At 42.4% G+C, this 15,270-nt stretch carries 15 protein-coding genes; 7 read left to right on the top strand and 8 right to left on the bottom strand.

Going from position 1 to position 15,270, the window contains the following annotated elements; all coding sequences use genetic code 11:
- Positions 1-3: 3 nt before the first annotated feature.
- Both ACIM339_RS07035 and ACIM339_RS07030 read right to left on the bottom strand, forming a co-directional pair.
- Complete coding sequence (locus ACIM339_RS07035; RefSeq protein ID WP_015283919.1) at positions 4-1,440, bottom strand: DHH family phosphoesterase; 1,437 nt, start codon at positions 1,438-1,440, stop codon at positions 4-6.
- 34 nt (positions 1,441-1,474) lie between these two features.
- Positions 1,475-3,157, bottom strand: a complete 1,683-nt coding sequence (locus ACIM339_RS07030) for an aldehyde ferredoxin oxidoreductase family protein (protein WP_015283918.1) — start codon at positions 3,155-3,157, stop codon at positions 1,475-1,477.
- 103 nt (positions 3,158-3,260) lie between these two features.
- Here ACIM339_RS07030 and ACIM339_RS07025 point away from each other — a divergent pair, with 103 nt between their 5' ends.
- Both ACIM339_RS07025 and ACIM339_RS07020 read left to right on the top strand, forming a co-directional pair.
- The gene (locus ACIM339_RS07025) at positions 3,261-3,458 is read left to right on the top strand and encodes a hypothetical protein (RefSeq protein WP_015283917.1); all 198 of its coding nucleotides are present in this window, start codon (positions 3,261-3,263) and stop codon (positions 3,456-3,458) included.
- Positions 3,455-5,041, top strand: a complete 1,587-nt coding sequence (locus ACIM339_RS07020; RefSeq protein ID WP_015283916.1) for a sodium/proline symporter — start codon at positions 3,455-3,457, stop codon at positions 5,039-5,041. Before ACIM339_RS07025 ends, ACIM339_RS07020 begins: the two co-directional genes overlap by 4 nt.
- Here the strand turns inward: ACIM339_RS07020 and ACIM339_RS07015 are convergent.
- Complete coding sequence (locus tag ACIM339_RS07015) at positions 5,030-5,500, bottom strand: hypothetical protein (RefSeq protein ID WP_048103875.1); 471 nt, start codon at positions 5,498-5,500, stop codon at positions 5,030-5,032. The genes ACIM339_RS07020 and ACIM339_RS07015 overlap by 12 nt on opposite strands.
- Positions 5,501-5,577: 77 nt before the next feature.
- On the opposite strand from ACIM339_RS07015, the gene ACIM339_RS07010 reads away from it, so the two are divergent.
- The gene (locus tag ACIM339_RS07010) at positions 5,578-6,033 is read left to right on the top strand and encodes a hypothetical protein (protein ID WP_015283914.1); all 456 of its coding nucleotides are present in this window, start codon (positions 5,578-5,580) and stop codon (positions 6,031-6,033) included.
- Positions 6,034-6,065: 32 nt separating this feature from the next.
- Positions 6,066-7,145: a tRNA uracil 4-sulfurtransferase ThiI gene (gene thiI / locus ACIM339_RS07005; protein ID WP_015283913.1), complete on the top strand. Its 1,080-nt coding sequence runs from the start codon at positions 6,066-6,068 to the stop codon at positions 7,143-7,145.
- Here the strand turns inward: thiI and ACIM339_RS07000 are convergent.
- From ACIM339_RS07000 to ACIM339_RS06980, 5 genes are read right to left on the bottom strand one after another with little or no spacing between them, the layout of a single operon-like run.
- A complete protein-coding gene (locus tag ACIM339_RS07000) occupies positions 7,142-7,570 on the bottom strand; it encodes a hypothetical protein (protein ID WP_015283912.1) in 429 nt (142 codons plus the stop codon). The genes thiI and ACIM339_RS07000 overlap by 4 nt on opposite strands.
- The gene (locus ACIM339_RS06995) at positions 7,548-8,459 is read right to left on the bottom strand and encodes an RsmB/NOP family class I SAM-dependent RNA methyltransferase (RefSeq protein ID WP_015283911.1); all 912 of its coding nucleotides are present in this window, start codon (positions 8,457-8,459) and stop codon (positions 7,548-7,550) included. The genes ACIM339_RS07000 and ACIM339_RS06995 overlap by 23 nt, the downstream gene beginning before the upstream one ends.
- The gene (locus tag ACIM339_RS06990; protein WP_015283910.1) at positions 8,441-8,731 is read right to left on the bottom strand and encodes a hypothetical protein; all 291 of its coding nucleotides are present in this window, start codon (positions 8,729-8,731) and stop codon (positions 8,441-8,443) included. The genes ACIM339_RS06995 and ACIM339_RS06990 overlap by 19 nt, the downstream gene beginning before the upstream one ends.
- Positions 8,700-9,437 carry a biotin/lipoate A/B protein ligase family protein gene (locus ACIM339_RS06985; RefSeq protein ID WP_015283909.1) on the bottom strand — a complete coding sequence of 246 codons (738 nt, stop codon included), beginning with the start codon at positions 9,435-9,437 and terminating at the stop codon, positions 8,700-8,702. The genes ACIM339_RS06990 and ACIM339_RS06985 overlap by 32 nt, the downstream gene beginning before the upstream one ends.
- Positions 9,438-9,446: 9 nt before the next feature.
- Entirely contained in the window at positions 9,447-9,806 is a 360-nt protein-coding gene (locus tag ACIM339_RS06980; RefSeq protein ID WP_015283908.1) for a metal-dependent transcriptional regulator, read from the bottom strand.
- 226 nt (positions 9,807-10,032) lie between these two features.
- Here ACIM339_RS06980 and hsdR point away from each other — a divergent pair, with 226 nt between their 5' ends.
- The 3 genes from hsdR to ACIM339_RS06965 are packed head-to-tail and all read left to right on the top strand — an operon-like array spanning position 10,033 to position 15,232.
- Positions 10,033-12,555: an EcoAI/FtnUII family type I restriction enzme subunit R gene (hsdR, locus tag ACIM339_RS06975; protein WP_015283907.1), complete on the top strand. Its 2,523-nt coding sequence runs from the start codon at positions 10,033-10,035 to the stop codon at positions 12,553-12,555.
- Positions 12,555-13,991: a class I SAM-dependent DNA methyltransferase gene (locus ACIM339_RS06970; RefSeq protein ID WP_015283906.1), complete on the top strand. Its 1,437-nt coding sequence runs from the start codon at positions 12,555-12,557 to the stop codon at positions 13,989-13,991. Before hsdR ends, ACIM339_RS06970 begins: the two co-directional genes overlap by 1 nt.
- A complete protein-coding gene (locus ACIM339_RS06965; protein ID WP_015283905.1) occupies positions 13,988-15,232 on the top strand; it encodes a restriction endonuclease subunit S in 1,245 nt (414 codons plus the stop codon). Before ACIM339_RS06970 ends, ACIM339_RS06965 begins: the two co-directional genes overlap by 4 nt.
- Positions 15,233-15,270 lie beyond the last annotated feature (38 nt).

Here is a 15,270-nt window from a genome sequence, read left to right as displayed (position 1 = left end):
TTTTCATTTCTGCAGTTGCTTTTTTATCATTTTTTCAACTATATCAATGAACTCCTCTTCCTTGCCCCTTGGTATGGTGGCCCCTGCAGCAATATTGTGCCCACCTCCAAATCCTCCCACTTGCGCGGAAGCCTCTCTCATTATGATGGAGAGATCCAGGCCCCTATCCACGAGAACCCTTGGGGCCCTCGCGGAAACCTTTATATTTCCATCATCGCTGTTGGCAAAGGCTATTATGGGCAGATCCCTATTATCCTCCTCTGTGAGCAGCATAGAAGCTACAATACCCACAATGTTCTCATTGATATTCTCTCCTGCGTGGAAATATTGCAGATTTTCACGCTTTACAATTCCTATTTCCTTCACGAAGTTCACACCTTCAACAAGGTTTTTCCTGTGATGATTTAGCATGCTCAAGGCCTTCTTGTAGTACTCGTCCCTATCACCAAGGCATACCTTGTAGCCAATAAACGCCTTGTTGTACCTTCCACAGGCATTTAGAAGGGTAGCAAATTCCTTGGCGTCTCTCAGAGGGGTACCCCTCTCCTCCCTAACAAGCACGTACACCTCGCCTATGAGCCGCTCTGCCATCTCATGCCCGTATCCCATCCTCAGGATAAGTTTCACAAGTTCTGAGAGTATGAGTCTCCTTTCCTCCATGCTTAGATCCACCCATCTCCTCCATTTCTCCCTCTTTAGGGGTATTCCCAGACTCTTCAGGAACGATATGCATCTCCTTTCATCACCTGTGAGCGTTGGCAACAAAGGGTCTGTGGAGTACTGAAGCATTTTGTGTATGGGCCTTGTTTCTCTACCAAAGAACCTGGCGTCCAAGAAATAATCCACATAACCATGCTCCTTTGCCTCCTTAAGTATGACCCTGTTTGTTCCTGTGAGGCGAAGGTTCTCACTATCCTGCATATCACCAATGGCCCCAACTATTGCGAGGGCACTCAAGTCAACATTTCTCCTGTCAAGCTCTCTTGCCACAAAATAGGTCGTTCCTGCGCCGCTAATATCCACTGCCCCCTCACGGTTGAACACATGGGGATTGAGCTGCAGCACATCACTTTTGGATAATTCTTCAAAGAAGGATGAGAGATTTCTCCTTGCAGATTTTGGAATTATAACATTTAAACTGCTGGGAACATGGTGGTCGGTGATAACGGCATTGAGCCCGTACATGAGGTGAACCATCCCACTGCCCAGGTCTGTGAACCATACCAATGAGGGATTCTCATCCTTGAGTTCTTCTATTTTTCTCTCATCTAACTGCTTAACAAAATCAACACGAAACTCCTTATTCAGGCGCTCCAGGGCACGGGCTGCTATGCTTCCCGAGGTGATACCGTCGGCATCAATGTGGCTTACAACAACTATGTAGTCTGCCTCTCTTATTTTATCCGCAATCTCTTTTGCTCTTTTTAAAAAACCATCCACGTGGGTGGTATGGGTGTCTCATAAAAATTTTTTTCTATTCTATGCCCAGGGAGCGAAGTTTTTCCCTTGTTGGCACCCCGTTTTCCCAGCCCCTGAACTCGTAGTACTCCCTCAGCATGTTTTCAAATATCTCCCTGCTTAACGCGTGTTTTCCCTTGAATATTTTGGGAGGTAGCGTATCGTAACTTCCGTCAATGCCTGCACGAACGTTGAATATACGTTCAAGGTTGTATATTCTCTCTCCCACACGTAGTATGTCCTCGCTTCTGTATCTTATCCCCGTTGCCGCGCTCAGAAGTTTTGCGTACTCAACCTCAGTCATAGCGAAGGATGTGAATTTACAGAGCACAAGAGAGTCTATGGCTGCACTCAGGTTCTGAAATATAACAACGAGCCCCGCTTTTCCCTCCGGGTTCAGGCGATGAATCAATTTGGGCTTACCGATTATTTCTGGAGCAACCATATAGGCACGAAGGTGACATCCACCCCTGTTGCTGGTGGCATAGCTCAAAGCCTGTCCATAGAGACCGCGGGGATCGTAGCCGGGAAGCTCAAGACCCTTTATGTCCGTGCTCTTATCCTCCACTCCATATTTTTGTGCGAGTATCCTTGAGCCCTTGGAAAGTTCCTCGTCATCCACGATTTTTTCTATATGATCCAGCATATCTTTACCCGTTATTTCCCTGTAGAGTGCGAGGGTTGCTCCGGCTGTTATGGTATCCATTCCGTAATCGTTGCATTTTTTGTTTGCTGTTACGATTCTCTCATAATTCCCGTTTTCCAGGTTTGGTCCAAATGCCCAGATTGTCTCGTATTCTGGCAGTTCCACACCGCTCTTTCTGTCAAATTTCTTGCAGTTTATAGGACAGCCCCAGCATCCACGACTTCCAACATCGTAATTCTTTATAATTGAATCTCCCGATAACTCTGGGGCATCAAAATGCACCTCGTTGAAGTTGTCGGTGGGCATAACATCAAGGTAATTCACTATGTCGTAGAGCATTGCGGTGCCAAACACTCTGAGACCCTTGTTTACGGGGGGAGATGCTTCAAGGAGCCTTACCATCTCCTTCATTGCGATTTTAAATGCCTCCACATCTGCCACAGAGGGTTTTTTTGAGCCTTTAACGGTTATTGCCTTCAGATTTTTTGATCCCATGATGGCTCCCAGTCCTCCACGCCCCGCAGTGTGGGTGTAATCGTTCATTATTCCCGCGTAAAGCACGCCCCTTTCTCCCGCCTTTCCTATGCATGCCACACTTCCCATACTTTCTAGGTTCTTTGTACATTCTTCCACATTCTCTCCCCATAAATGTGAGGCATCTTCAATGCTGATTTCATCATCCCTTATTCTGATGTATACTGGCCTTTCAGCCCTTCCCTTTACAACAAGGGCATCGTAACCGGCATAATGCAGTTCCTTACCCCAAAACCCTCCAGAATTGGAATCTAAAATCGTGCCTGTTAGTGGAGATTTGGATACAACGCTGTGTCTGCCAGACATTGGGGCAAGACCCGTCAATGGTCCCACGGTGAAAACGAGGGGGTTGCTTTCGTCAAATGGCTCTATTTCCGGGCCTGCCATCTCAGTGTAGATTTTCACACCGAGTCCCCTGCCCCCTACATAGTTCTTTAAAATCTCATGGGCTATGCTTCTTTTCTCAATTTTTCCGCTGCTCAGATCCACCACGAGCATCCTGGACGTCCATGCGTGCATGGATGGGTAATTTGTATGGGCATTAAAAACTTATCCCATTCTGGGAGAAATGTTTTTATATTTTACTTGCGAAATTTTTTTATATACCTTGTGCCATGAGAGCATGGGTGATGACATGTATGAACTTAGCACGGCAGCATGGGTGGAGATAATAGTCCCAGTGATCGTAGGTCTTTTGATTATGCTTTTGTACGGTTTCTGGGACAAAATAGTGCACAAGGAGTACTACATAGACGATGACATCCTGGCGTATGATGAAGAAATGATGAAAGAGTTGCAGAAGAAGGAGGGGAGCAAATGAACTGGGAGCTATTCATAGGGTTTTTGATATACCTGATAGTGCTGGCCTTCATTGGCTGGTGGTCCAACAGATACACCAAGACTGAGGGACAGTACTTCATAGGTGGAAGGCATGTGCACATTCTTGCTGCATCTCTAAGCGACAAGGCCAGTGATTTCAGTGGCTGGCTTATGCTTGGATATCCCGGAGCGGCATTCAAGACTGGTGTTGGAGCCATATGGGCTGCAATCGGATGCCTTGGAGGTACCCTCCTCAACTGGACAATGATGGCCGTTAGATTGAGGATATACGCAGGTAAACTCAAGGCCATAACAATACCGGATTTCCTTGAAGCCAGGCTTAACGACCGTTCCAAGATCATACGCTTTGTATCCGGACTGATAATTCTGATATTCATGACAGCCTACGTTGGTGCTCAGTTTGGCGCGGGAGGTAAGACCTTTGCAACCGCCTTTGATGTGGATTACTCCTGGGGAGTGTGGATAACGTTCATAATTCTGGTGGCCTATGTCATAGTTGGCGGGTTCTTTGCAGTGGTGTGGACCGATGTGTTCCAGGCACTTCTAATGCTCACGGTGCTCGTTGTGCTTCCATTTATGATAGTGGGCGAGGTTGGTGGATTTGGAAAGGCCATAAACATAATAGGGCAGGCAGATCCAACGAAACTTGATCCATTTGGAGGTGCAGTTGGAATAGCGGCCATAGTGTTTGCCATAGGATACGCATCATGGGTCGTGGGATACATCGGTCAGCCGCACATTCAGACGAGGTTCATGAGTGCCAAGGATCCCAAGCAGCTGAGAAGGCCCGGTATATTCATAAGCATAATATGGACCATAATTGTGCTTTGGGGTGCGTTTTTCGGAGGATTTCTGGGATTTGCACTTGCACAGAGCGGTGCTATAACTGTGAAGGATCCAGAGGATATCTTGCCTGCGGTGATTGTGCATTACGCACCACCGTTGCTTGGAGGTATCCTTATTTCAGGTATAATATCTGCAGTGATGAGTACTGCTGATTCTCAGCTGCTGGTGGCTGCTTCCGCTGTAGGCAGGGATTATATCCACAAGATATTTAACTACGAGACCACGCAGAAACAGATGGTGAACATAGGAAGAATAGTGGTGCTTGTACTCGGGCTCTTTGCAGTGTGGTTTGCACTCAAGCCCAATCCACTTGTCTACGGTATGGTTGCCACCGCCTGGGGAGGTCTAGGTGTAGGATTTGGACCTGCATTGATTCTCTCACTGTGGTGGAAGAGAATAACAAGGGAAGGTGTCATAGTTGGTATGATCTACGGTCTGATTTCGGAGGTCACTCTTGAATCTATAATAGGCTGGTCGTTCACAAGTGGAATACTTGCAGGGGTGCCTGTGTTCTTCGTGAACTTCTTCATAACCCTGTTCATCATAATAATAGTGAGCCTTGTGACCAAGCCACGGAAGGAAGTCATAACAAGGCACGAGGAACTGTACAGGAAAGTATCCACCGAATCTTCTGGCAAAACTATTGTTGAGACCAGGGCAAAGAGCCAGATAGAGAACGTTGTGGAGCATGTGGTTCTCAACGCTCTAATTCCCTGATTTTTTCTCCATTATCTTTTTTACCTGGTTCATATTGTATTCGTGTCCAAAAAATGCATCCATAAAGTAGGTCTCTCCATTTCTCCTGTAAATCCAGAAGATTTTATAGGCTCTTTTATCCTGCACAACCTCCACAAGTGGATGCCACCAGGATGCGACCCTCAGTCCTCCCCATTCCACAGCCTTCTTCATCGCAAACTCTTTGATCTTCTCATAGTCCCTTACAATGGGCTCCATCACGTTCTTCTCATCCACATCCCATTCTTCTGTGCCTATGAATGTATCGCCCCTTTCGATCCCAAACCGATACAGGTCCACGTACCCAAAATAATTGACTATTTTATCCTTCATTCCGAGCCTCTTGTAGTGCAGTCTTATGTGAAATATGTGGTATGGGTAAAGAACAAAACTCTCATAATTCCTGGGTTTGTAGGCGGGCTTCATCACGGTGACCTTCATATGGAGGAGAGGTAAATTTGATTATTAAATATTTTGCCCTGAAAAATTATAAGTACTAAGTGGCCCATATCAAGTTTATGGATGAGAGAAAGAAGATAGTTGTATCTGCAGTTTTGACATCTCTCGGCATAGGTGCCTACTACCTCTTACGGGAGGATTTTAAGGATTTAATTGAATCTGTTAAGGTTGAGGAGAAAAAAGAAGTTCAAGGTGGAGATTTCTGGGAGGGTATGACATGGGATAAGTTGCATACGCTCTTGGGCTCCAAATTGAAAAACGATAACATAATGGAGGCGTACTATCTTCTTGATGAAAAAGATAAGATGAACTGGCGCAGGGCGGTGTATGGGAGCGTTGATACCTCCCTGGACAGGGCTTTCGTGTATCTTGATGCTCGCACAATTTCTCAGGTTTACCCTACCCTCACGCAACTTAAGGATATTGTGAGCAAATACTCCCACAACGAGGCTAGTTTCAAAGATATGTATGCCGTTTATAGAGCCTCTCTTCATCAGATTTTTGGAATAGGATAAATTTTTATAGATGCTACAACTCTTGCCTAAGGATGATCATTGTTCGCTACGGGGAGATAGGTCTAAAGGGAAGAAATCGAAAAAAATTTGAAGAATTGCTCGCCAAGAACATTGAGAGGAAGTTGAAGAGATACGGATACTCATCGCACACGAAAATTTTAAGGGGCCGTATCTTTGTATTTGCCTCTGATGAGGCTGCAGGTTTGATTGCAAAATGTCCGGGGGTTGTGTCCGTATCTCCTGCAAGGGAGGTTGAAGAGCATCTCCTTTTTGAGCATATAAAAAATGTTCTCTCAGCTTACTCTCCGAAGAGTTTTAGGGTGAGCACCCATAGGGTTGATAAGAATTATCCTAAAACTTCACAGGAGATAAACGAGGAGATAGGCAGGTTTATTGTGGAGGAATTTGGCTGGAGAGTGGACTTGGAAAATCCGGAATTAACCGTGGGTGTTGAGATCATAAAGGGCAGATTTTACGTTTACCTTGATAGGATACCTGGAATTGGAGGTCTCCCCGTTGGCTCTGCAGGGAAATTGGTTTTGCTCATCTCTCCCGGCATTGATTCTCCCGTTGCTGGATATTTGATGATGAAAAGAGGCTCAAAAATTGTGGCATTGCACCTGAAACACGGTGATGAGGGTGTTAGGAAGGTTGAGAAGATTGTTGAGGTGCTTGACCAGTACTCTCCCCGCAAAATAGAACTTGTGGTGGAGGATCATTCTGTAATTTTGGAGAAAATAGCCCACAAATTGAAAGAGATCAATAGGGAAAGGTGGATATGCGTGTTTTGCAAATACACCATGCTAAAAATTGCAAACGATGTGGCCCAAAGGTACGGAGCGCTCGGAATAATCACGGGTGACTCACTGGGCCAGGTGGCATCTCAAACTCTGGAAAATATGTACATTGAAAGTCAGGCCACCAGTTATCCCATATACAGACCTCTAATTGGTATGGACAAAAATGAGATTGAAAGGATTGCGAGGGAGATAGGCACATACGACGTATTTCTCTCCATGGGAGAGGAAAAATGTCTCTTCAGACCGAGATTTGTGACGGTGCAGGGCAAGTATGAGGAGTTTGAGAAGATAAAAAACAAACTCGGGATTTAAATCCATGTGTCCACAAATCTGTATTTTTTTGGTATTTGATTTATTAATTTTCCTTTGTAAAGCCCGCAGCCCAGAACATCTTTGCCATGTTTCACAATCACGTATCCGTATTCCACAGGAAACTCCATTTCAATGTCCTCTCCCCTAAGGAATTTCAATGCATTCTCATACTCCAGTTCCACTGCATTCTTTTTTGCGAATTGTCCCACTATTCTCAGAAAAGCTGTGGAGGGTTTTGGCACGGATCCCAGCGTGAGGGCCTTTATGCCTATTATCTCAACATTATTCGCATTTATTTTCCTCCCGCTGAATGCCCAAACCCTCCTGCCTCGAACCCAGAATGTGTACTTCTCCATAATCTTCTCCTCTATTTCGAATCTTTCAACAAAGTAATTTCTGTACTCATTCCTTTCTGAGAACTGCAATGAACATCCCTCCTGTATCAACAAGATGAGGATATATTCTTTTGTAGAATTCTGCATGCTGGTACTTCTCTCCGTCCCATTCTTCAACTCCTGAGACGTGGGGTATGGGCACGGTGAAATGCACTGGCTTTAGATTTAATTTTCTTATTCCGTACTCTACCACGCTCTCGTTTTCCTCTGGGGCAAATGTGCAGGTGGAATAAACTATGATTCCATTTTCCTCCAAATTTCTTGCAGCATTTTTCAGCATTCTTTTCTGCTGCTCTCCAAGGTACAGATGCTCTCTCTTTTTTGGATATCTAAATCCCCAGGGATTTTTCCTCACGGAACTCTCTCCGGAGCAGGGAGCGTCCAGGAGTATCTTTGAAAATTTAGTCCCAAAATGCTCACTTCTCGCATCCAGACGGGTCATTATGGTGTTTGTTATTCCCAACCTTTCCAAATTTCCACCGAGGGATTTTATTCGAGATAGACTTATATCATTTGCAACAATGGTTCCCTCATTTTCCATAATCTCTGCGATCATCGTTGTCTTGCTCCCGGGCGCTGCAGCCATATCGAGTATTACATCATCCTTTCTTGGATCAAGTGCAAATACGGGAGCCATGGATGATAGGTCCTGTACATAATAGTAGCCAAGAGAGTGTTCTATGGTTGCTCCGGGATGCTTTACTGGCATGCTCAGTATTCTGTATGCGTTCAGATTTCCAAATCTTTCAAATTTGAACCCCTTTTTCTCAAGTCTTGCAATGAGTTCCTCTTCCCCTATTTTCAATGTGTTTACCCTGATCCAGTAGGGTTGCGGCATTGATATCATTTCTATAAATTTTTCAAAATTTGGAATTATGGATGAATACCTCTGGAAGTATTTTATTTTCTGCTCTTCCATGCCTCAACCACCGCCCTGTAAAGGCTATCCGCATCTATGCCCAGGGTCTCACAGGATTTGAGCACATTCTCTATTTTTATTTTCGAATCCTCTACGCTTGTGCCCACAAGTTCATTCTCCAAATCTTCAATTGCGCTCTCAGGATATATGTAAAAATCACCTGTTATCCTTATGCCCTCTATTTTTTTGCCCCTGAATCTCGCCCAGATCCTTATCAATTTTCCCGCTTTGATTGTGCTTTTACCTTCTGTAAGTCCACTCTCTTGTTGCATATTTTTTAACCTCCAGTTCTTCAGCTTTTTCAATGATCTCCCCTGGAATATTTTCCTCGTAGATTCTCATGCCCAGCGCTTTTTTAAATCCGTTCACCAGGGTCTTTTGCAGTTCCTCAAACTCTATATTCACTCCCTGATCCACCAAGGATGTAACTCTCTCCCTGGCATTTTTTATCAACTTATCCCTGATCTTTTCGGTGGGAACTTTCAGAATTGAGAACATCTCTTCCAAATCCACGTTGATTAGTATGGTTCCATGCTGCAAAAGGCCACCGTATTTTCTTGTCTGTGCATTTCCTGATATTTTTTTTCCATTCACGCTTATGTCGTTTGTTCCAGAGTACCGGGCGTTGAGACCCAAACTTCTAAGCGCCTCGATTATGCCCCTCTCTATGGTTTTATAAGATTCCAGTATGGATCCTGGAGGAGGGGGTAGGGTTATGGAGTAGGTAACCTCCCACTTGTGGTAAACTGCTCCACCTCCCGTTACTCTCCTCACAATATCCACGCCCAACTCATCTGCCTTTTTTATGTCTATCTCCTCTTCCACACTCTGAAAATATCCAATGCTCACGGCAGGGGGACTCCATCCGTATACCCTTAAGGTGGGTCCTATGTCTCTGAGGTGAAATAAGAGGGATTCGTCCAGGGCCATGTTCCATGTGCCCCTCTCTTTTTTATCAAATATAACACGCAAATCCATTTTTACACCTCAAATGCTTTGGGTGTATTCTATTATTCTCTCTACGCTCTCTTTGCTTAGAACGTGCTCTATAACGCAGGCATCCTTATCCGCAATTTCCTCACTCACACCTATATGCATGAGCAATTTTTTTATTGCCTCATGTCTCATCTCAAGGGATTTTGCGAGTTTCACACCCTTTTCCGTTAGGTCTATTCGCTTGTATTTTTCATATATGACGTATCCTTCATCTGAGAGTTTCTGGAGCATCTCGGTCACACTTGATGGTTTAACATTCAGGAGTTTTGCCAAATCAACAGTTTTAACATAACCCTTCTCATTTTTAAGTTCGTAAATTCTCTCAATGTAGGTCTCCCTGATCTCTTGCATAGGTCTACAATTTTTTAAGGTATTTAAATGTTTATTGGAGAGACATGAGCAGTGTTCTCTCTGATGTATTGCTATATTTTTTATCACCTTTAGATGAATAGTTGGTAACTTAATTATAGTTTAAAACATTAGTTTCTCTTCGTAATGAACTCATTTTAAATATCGTTGGTAGAAAACATTTTAAATAATATACCTATATTAATTTATCATATCGAAAGGTGACTTTATGCTAAATGAAGCAGATACAAGAAGTAAATTAATAAACCCACAGCTCTACAAGGCTGGATGGGATGAGAGTAAGATAGGAAGGGAATTACGAATTACAGAGGGACGAATAATTGATGATTATGGTAATAGAAAAGATGCACTTATACCAGATTACATATTATTCTTGGAGCCAAACTTTCCTATAGCTGTAGTGGAGGCAAAAGATGAAAGTCATCACCATGCTGCAGGTATACAGCAAGCCAAGAGATATGCCAAAATGCTTCATGTTCCTTTTGCCTATTCTACTAATGGTCACAAAATAGAGGAGTATGACTTTATAAGTAAGAAACAGACAACCTTACCAGAGTTTCCATCTCCTGAAGAACTATGGAAGAGATACTCCAAATGGAAATTTGGCGAAGTTATTCCTCTCAAAAAAGAGGAAAATCCTCTTACCCATCCATTCAAAGTTTCTTTTGGTAAAAAACCCAGATATTATCAAATTGCTGCAGTTAAGAATGTAATAGAGGCATTTCTTAATGGCAAGAAAAGAATTCTTCTGACCATGGCCACTGGCACCGGAAAGACGGAAGTGGCCTTTTGGGTTGTTTGGAAACTTTATCATACTAAGAAAATAAGAAGGGTTCTCTATATAGCTGATAGAACAATGCTCAGAGACCAAGCATATAATCGATTTGAACCCTTTGGAAAAAAGAGAGATTTGATTATTGAAGGGAAGACTCCCAATATAAGAGATATTTATTTTGCTACATACCAAACACTTTATTCGGAAAAGGATGGAAATAGACTGTACAGAAACTATCCACCGGATTTCTTTGATATGGTTATAATTGATGAATGTCATCGCTCTGGCTATGGTCGCTGGAGGGAGATTTTGGATTATTTTAGTGGTGCAGTCCATTTTGGTATGACTGCCACTCCTAAGAGAGATGATAACATAGATACCTATGCTTACTTTGGAGAGCCTGTGTACATATATAGTTTAGGACAGGGGATCGAGGATGGTTTCTTGGCACCATACAAAATTCACAAGATCTACATGAACATTGACAAAAAGGGAGGTATAATTCTCGGAGAAGTCGCAAGTGAGGGAGCCATAATAAATGTTCCTGAAAATATCAAGCCGAAGGAGTTCTACACGGTAGGTGAGTTTGAGAAGAAGATCATACTCCCTGACAGGACAGGGGCAATGACAAAGAAACTCGCTGAGATTCTAAGAACATATGGGCCAATAGACAAGACCATTGTATTCTGTGTAACAAAAGAGCATGCATTGGATGTGGTAAAGATACTACAGAATGAGCTTGCTCCAGATGTGGCAACCACAGGAATAAATGTGGACGATTATGTTGTAAGAATCGTTGATGAAGAGCCAAATGTTAAAGAGCTTGTAGATAAAATGGCCGATTCAGAATCTCCAACCCCAGTAATTGCAGTTACAGTTGATTTGCTTAGCACGGGTATTGATGTACCTCCCGTGAAAAATATAGTATTTATGAAACCTATTGCATCAAAGGTGCTCTTCAAGCAGATAATGGGCCGTGGAAGTAGAATAAGTGAAGATGCCGATAAATTCTATTTCAGAATAATTGATTTCGTTGATGCTACGAGATTGTTAGATCCATGGGATATGCCTCCTGAAGTCCCTCCGCCTGAACTACCTGAAGGACCGTATGATTATTATATTCGTGGAAAAGTCGTTGATGAGGAAGATGGAGCACCAGTACCCTATGCAAGAATAACCGTACAAATAGGAGTGAACTCAATTGTTCCTGGAAGGACAGATGAGATGGGTGAGTTTAGAATATCAAAACTTCCCAGAGTTCCAGTGAGGGTCAAGGTTGAGGCAAAGAATTACAAGCCAAGAACAGTAACAGTGGATACCATGCCCTCTGCAGATAGAGTTGGGATAGTTATAGAGCTTAAAAAGAAAAAACCTACTGAGGGTAAAATCGTTGTAGAGGGAATAAATGTCCATATTGAGGAGGAAATTTATATTGAAATTTCTCCCAGTCAGAAACTATCCAAGGCTAAATACATTGAATATGCTAAGGAGAATGTGAAGAAGAAAGTGCTAACTCTGGACGATTTAAGGAAAATTTGGGTTAATAGAGAGAAAAGGGAGAGATTTCTTAAAGAGTTGCAAGACAAGAGTATTAATCCCGAGTTAATCGCTCAACTTATGAATCGCCCTGATGCAGATGCCTTTGACATACTTGCCCATATTGCCTTTGATGCCCCAATCATGAGCAGGGACGATAGGGCACAGATCCTTCTTGTGGAGAAACAGGAAATTATCAACTCATTTAACGAAGTGGCTAAAGAGGTGCTTCTTAATCTAATTGAAAAATACAAACTTGGGGGTATTGATGAGATCAGTCCAAGGGCCCTGGATACCCCAGATATTAAGAGAATTGGAAAACTTCAGGAGATAATAAATGCCTTTGGAGGCATTGATAAACTTCAAGAGACACTTCAAGAACTTTCTGAAGGTCTCTATGATATAGGAGGGATCAATTAATGGATAGGTCTATGCTAAGCTCCAAATTCAAGGCTGCTGCCAATAAACTTAGAAACGAGATTGCGTCGGTGAATTATATAGTACAGTTATCCTGGATGCTGTTTCTAAAACTCTACGATGAGTTGGAAGATGAGAGAGAATTAAAAGCCAAGTTGAACGGTACTACCTATTTCAGGAATATCCCACCACCCTACAGGTGGAAAGACTGGCTCCACAAAGATATGAGAGACGAAGAAGTTCTTGATTTTATAAACAACAAACTTTTCCCATTCTTGGCGAGCCTTAATGGAAGTGGAGAGAAAGAACTGATATCCACAATATTCAGCGGTAAAGAAATTCAGAATTTTCTCAAAGATGGGTATGTTCTCAAAGAAGTTGCTCTGGATTTGGATGAGCTAGAACTGAAGACCAAGGAAGATATCTATGTTATTTCAACCCTATACGAAGAACTTTTGCCGGAGATTGGAGAAATGGGCAAGTATGCTGGAGAATACTACACCCCAAGATCTGTAATTAGGCTGATGGTGAATATAGTTAATCCAGAAATAGGAGAGAGAGTTCTGGACCCATTTATGGGTTCTGCTGGCTTTCTTATAGAGAGTTATAATCATATCCTGAGGAAGAAGAAGGTTATGACAACGAAGGATAAGGAGGAGTTAGAACATATGTTTTATGGCCAGGAGAAAAAGGACATCCCGTATCTTATTGGCATAATGAATCTCCTGCTTCACGGAGTTCCAACAACCCACATATACAAGATGGATACCTTTGCAGAGGATATAAGAAAGATTCAGGAGAAAGACCGCTTTGACATAATAATGACAAATCCTCCATTTGGAGGTAAGTTTGATAAGAGATACAAGGCCAATTTTCCCATCAAGAGTTCTGATACCGAGTTAATGGCTCTCCAGTACGTGATGAGGAAAATAAAGCATGGTGGTAGAGTGGGCATAGTGGTTCCAGAGGGCGTTTTATCAAACATCCCCAGTCCATTTGTAAGGGTTAGGAAAGAGCTTCTTGAAAATTACAATGTGCATACGATTATCTCTTTACCAAGGGGGGTGTTCACAGCAACGGGTAAAACTCCCTCTAAAACAAATCTTCTTTTCTTTGACAAAACAGGACCAACTCAGGAGATTTGGTACTATGAGATTCAACCACCAGAAGGCATGAAGAACTTTACCAAAACGAGACCTATGATAGATGAGGACTGGCAGGATTGCTATGAAAAGTGGAAGAACAGAGAAATAAGCGAAAACTCTTGGATTGTTAAGATTGATGAGATTGATAGGGAAACTTACGAATTAACGCCAAGAAACCCAAACAAGTTAAAGAAGAAGGATTATAGGCCAGCAAGAGATATTTTAGAAGATGTTTTGATAGAGGAAAAAAAGATTTTTACTTTGCTTGAAGAGTTGAAAGGGATGTTAAGATGAAAACAGCAAAACTTGACGACTACATAAAATCTCCAAAACCGTGGGAAGTTAAAGGGGTTGAGTGGAGAGAGGTGAGGTTGGGGGACATTTGTAAAAACATTGAGAGTGGGGGAACCCCTAAAAGAAGTGTTAAAGAATACTGGAATGGAGACATAGAATGGGTTCGGTCAGAAGTTTGTCAAAATCAGTATGTATATCCTACAATGGTAAAAGAAAGAATTACAGAGGCCGGCTTGCTAAACTCTAACGCAAAAATTTTTCCAAAAGACACGATTTTAATTGCGCTTGTAGGTGCTACATTAGGGAAAGTAGGATATCTAACTTTTCCTGCAGCAACAAATCAAAACATTGCAGGAATTTATAATTGCGATTCGGTGCTGCCCAAATATCTTTTTTATTCTCTTATTTCTTCCACATTTTTAAAATCTTACGGAAGAAAACTATTTAAAATGCTTAACCTTAAAAAGGTAAGAAAAATAAGTATTTATCTCCCCTTCCGCAACGGCAAGCCAGATTTAGAAACTCAAAAGAAAATCGTTGAATACATTGAGGCAAACTTTTCAAGAATTGACAAAATTCTGGAGAAGAAAAAGAAAGAACTTGAGCAACTTGACGAACTCTGGGAAAGCGTCTTAGAGCAGGCGTTTAAACCGAAGGAGGGCGAGGAGTGGAGGGAGGTGAGGTTGGGGGATAAAACAATTGCTGAAATAATAATGGGGCAATCACCCCCATCAAATTCTTACAATAAAAAAGGAAAAGGAGTCTTATTTCTCCAAGGAAACAAAGAATTTAGAGAACTTTACCCTAAACCTATCATATACACCACAGATCCTAAAAAACTTTGTAAGAAAAACGATGTTCTAATTTCAGTCAGAGCACCTGTAGGCGATGTGAATATTGCAGATGGTGAATACTGTATTGGAAGAGGATTAGCTGCCATAAGGTTTAACGGGGAGTCCAAGTACTTGTTCTATTTGCTTATTAACATGAAAGAAAGGATAGAAGATTTGGGAAGAAGAGGGACAACATTTAAGGCAATCACTAAAAACCATCTTAAAAACCTCAAAATCCCCCTACCCTTCCACAACAACCAGCCAGACCTTGAAAAGCAGAAAGAAATAGCGAACTACCTTGATAGCGTTTATGAGAAAATCAAAGCACTGAAAGAGAAAATCCATAATCAGATTTCGCAACTGAAGGAAATGAAGGAAAGCATCTTGGAGGAGGTGTTTGGACATTGAGGAAAGGAAATAATGAGTATTTTCTGGGTGCTGTGAAA

This window comes from Aciduliprofundum sp. MAR08-339 (assembly GCF_000327505.1).
Classification (GTDB): Archaea; Thermoplasmatota; Thermoplasmata; order Thermoplasmatales; family Aciduliprofundaceae; genus Aciduliprofundum.
This window is presented reverse-complemented; position numbering and strand designations above follow the sequence as displayed.

What these genes read in the sequence shown, in the direction of transcription:
- ACIM339_RS07030 (WP_015283918.1), bottom strand. Translation starts at nt 3,157, where the DNA reads ATGCACGCATGGACGTCCAGGATGCTCGTGGTGGATCTGAGCAGCGGA.
- ACIM339_RS07025 (WP_015283917.1), top strand. Translation starts at nt 3,261, where the DNA reads ATGGGTGATGACATGTATGAACTTAGCACGGCAGCATGGGTGGAGATA.
- ACIM339_RS07020 (WP_015283916.1), top strand. Translation starts at nt 3,455, where the DNA reads ATGAACTGGGAGCTATTCATAGGGTTTTTGATATACCTGATAGTGCTG.
- ACIM339_RS07015 (WP_048103875.1), bottom strand. Translation starts at nt 5,500, where the DNA reads ATGAAGGTCACCGTGATGAAGCCCGCCTACAAACCCAGGAATTATGAG.
- ACIM339_RS07010 (WP_015283914.1), top strand. Translation starts at nt 5,578, where the DNA reads ATGGATGAGAGAAAGAAGATAGTTGTATCTGCAGTTTTGACATCTCTC.
- thiI (WP_015283913.1), top strand. Translation starts at nt 6,066, where the DNA reads ATGATCATTGTTCGCTACGGGGAGATAGGTCTAAAGGGAAGAAATCGA.
- ACIM339_RS06995 (WP_015283911.1), bottom strand. Translation starts at nt 8,459, where the DNA reads ATGGAAGAGCAGAAAATAAAATACTTCCAGAGGTATTCATCCATAATT.
- ACIM339_RS06990 (WP_015283910.1), bottom strand. Translation starts at nt 8,731, where the DNA reads ATGCAACAAGAGAGTGGACTTACAGAAGGTAAAAGCACAATCAAAGCG.
- ACIM339_RS06985 (WP_015283909.1), bottom strand. Translation starts at nt 9,437, where the DNA reads ATGGATTTGCGTGTTATATTTGATAAAAAAGAGAGGGGCACATGGAAC.
- ACIM339_RS06980 (WP_015283908.1), bottom strand. Translation starts at nt 9,806, where the DNA reads ATGCAAGAGATCAGGGAGACCTACATTGAGAGAATTTACGAACTTAAA.
- hsdR (WP_015283907.1), top strand. Translation starts at nt 10,033, where the DNA reads ATGCTAAATGAAGCAGATACAAGAAGTAAATTAATAAACCCACAGCTC.
- ACIM339_RS06970 (WP_015283906.1), top strand. Translation starts at nt 12,555, where the DNA reads ATGGATAGGTCTATGCTAAGCTCCAAATTCAAGGCTGCTGCCAATAAA.
- ACIM339_RS06965 (WP_015283905.1), top strand. Translation starts at nt 13,988, where the DNA reads ATGAAAACAGCAAAACTTGACGACTACATAAAATCTCCAAAACCGTGG.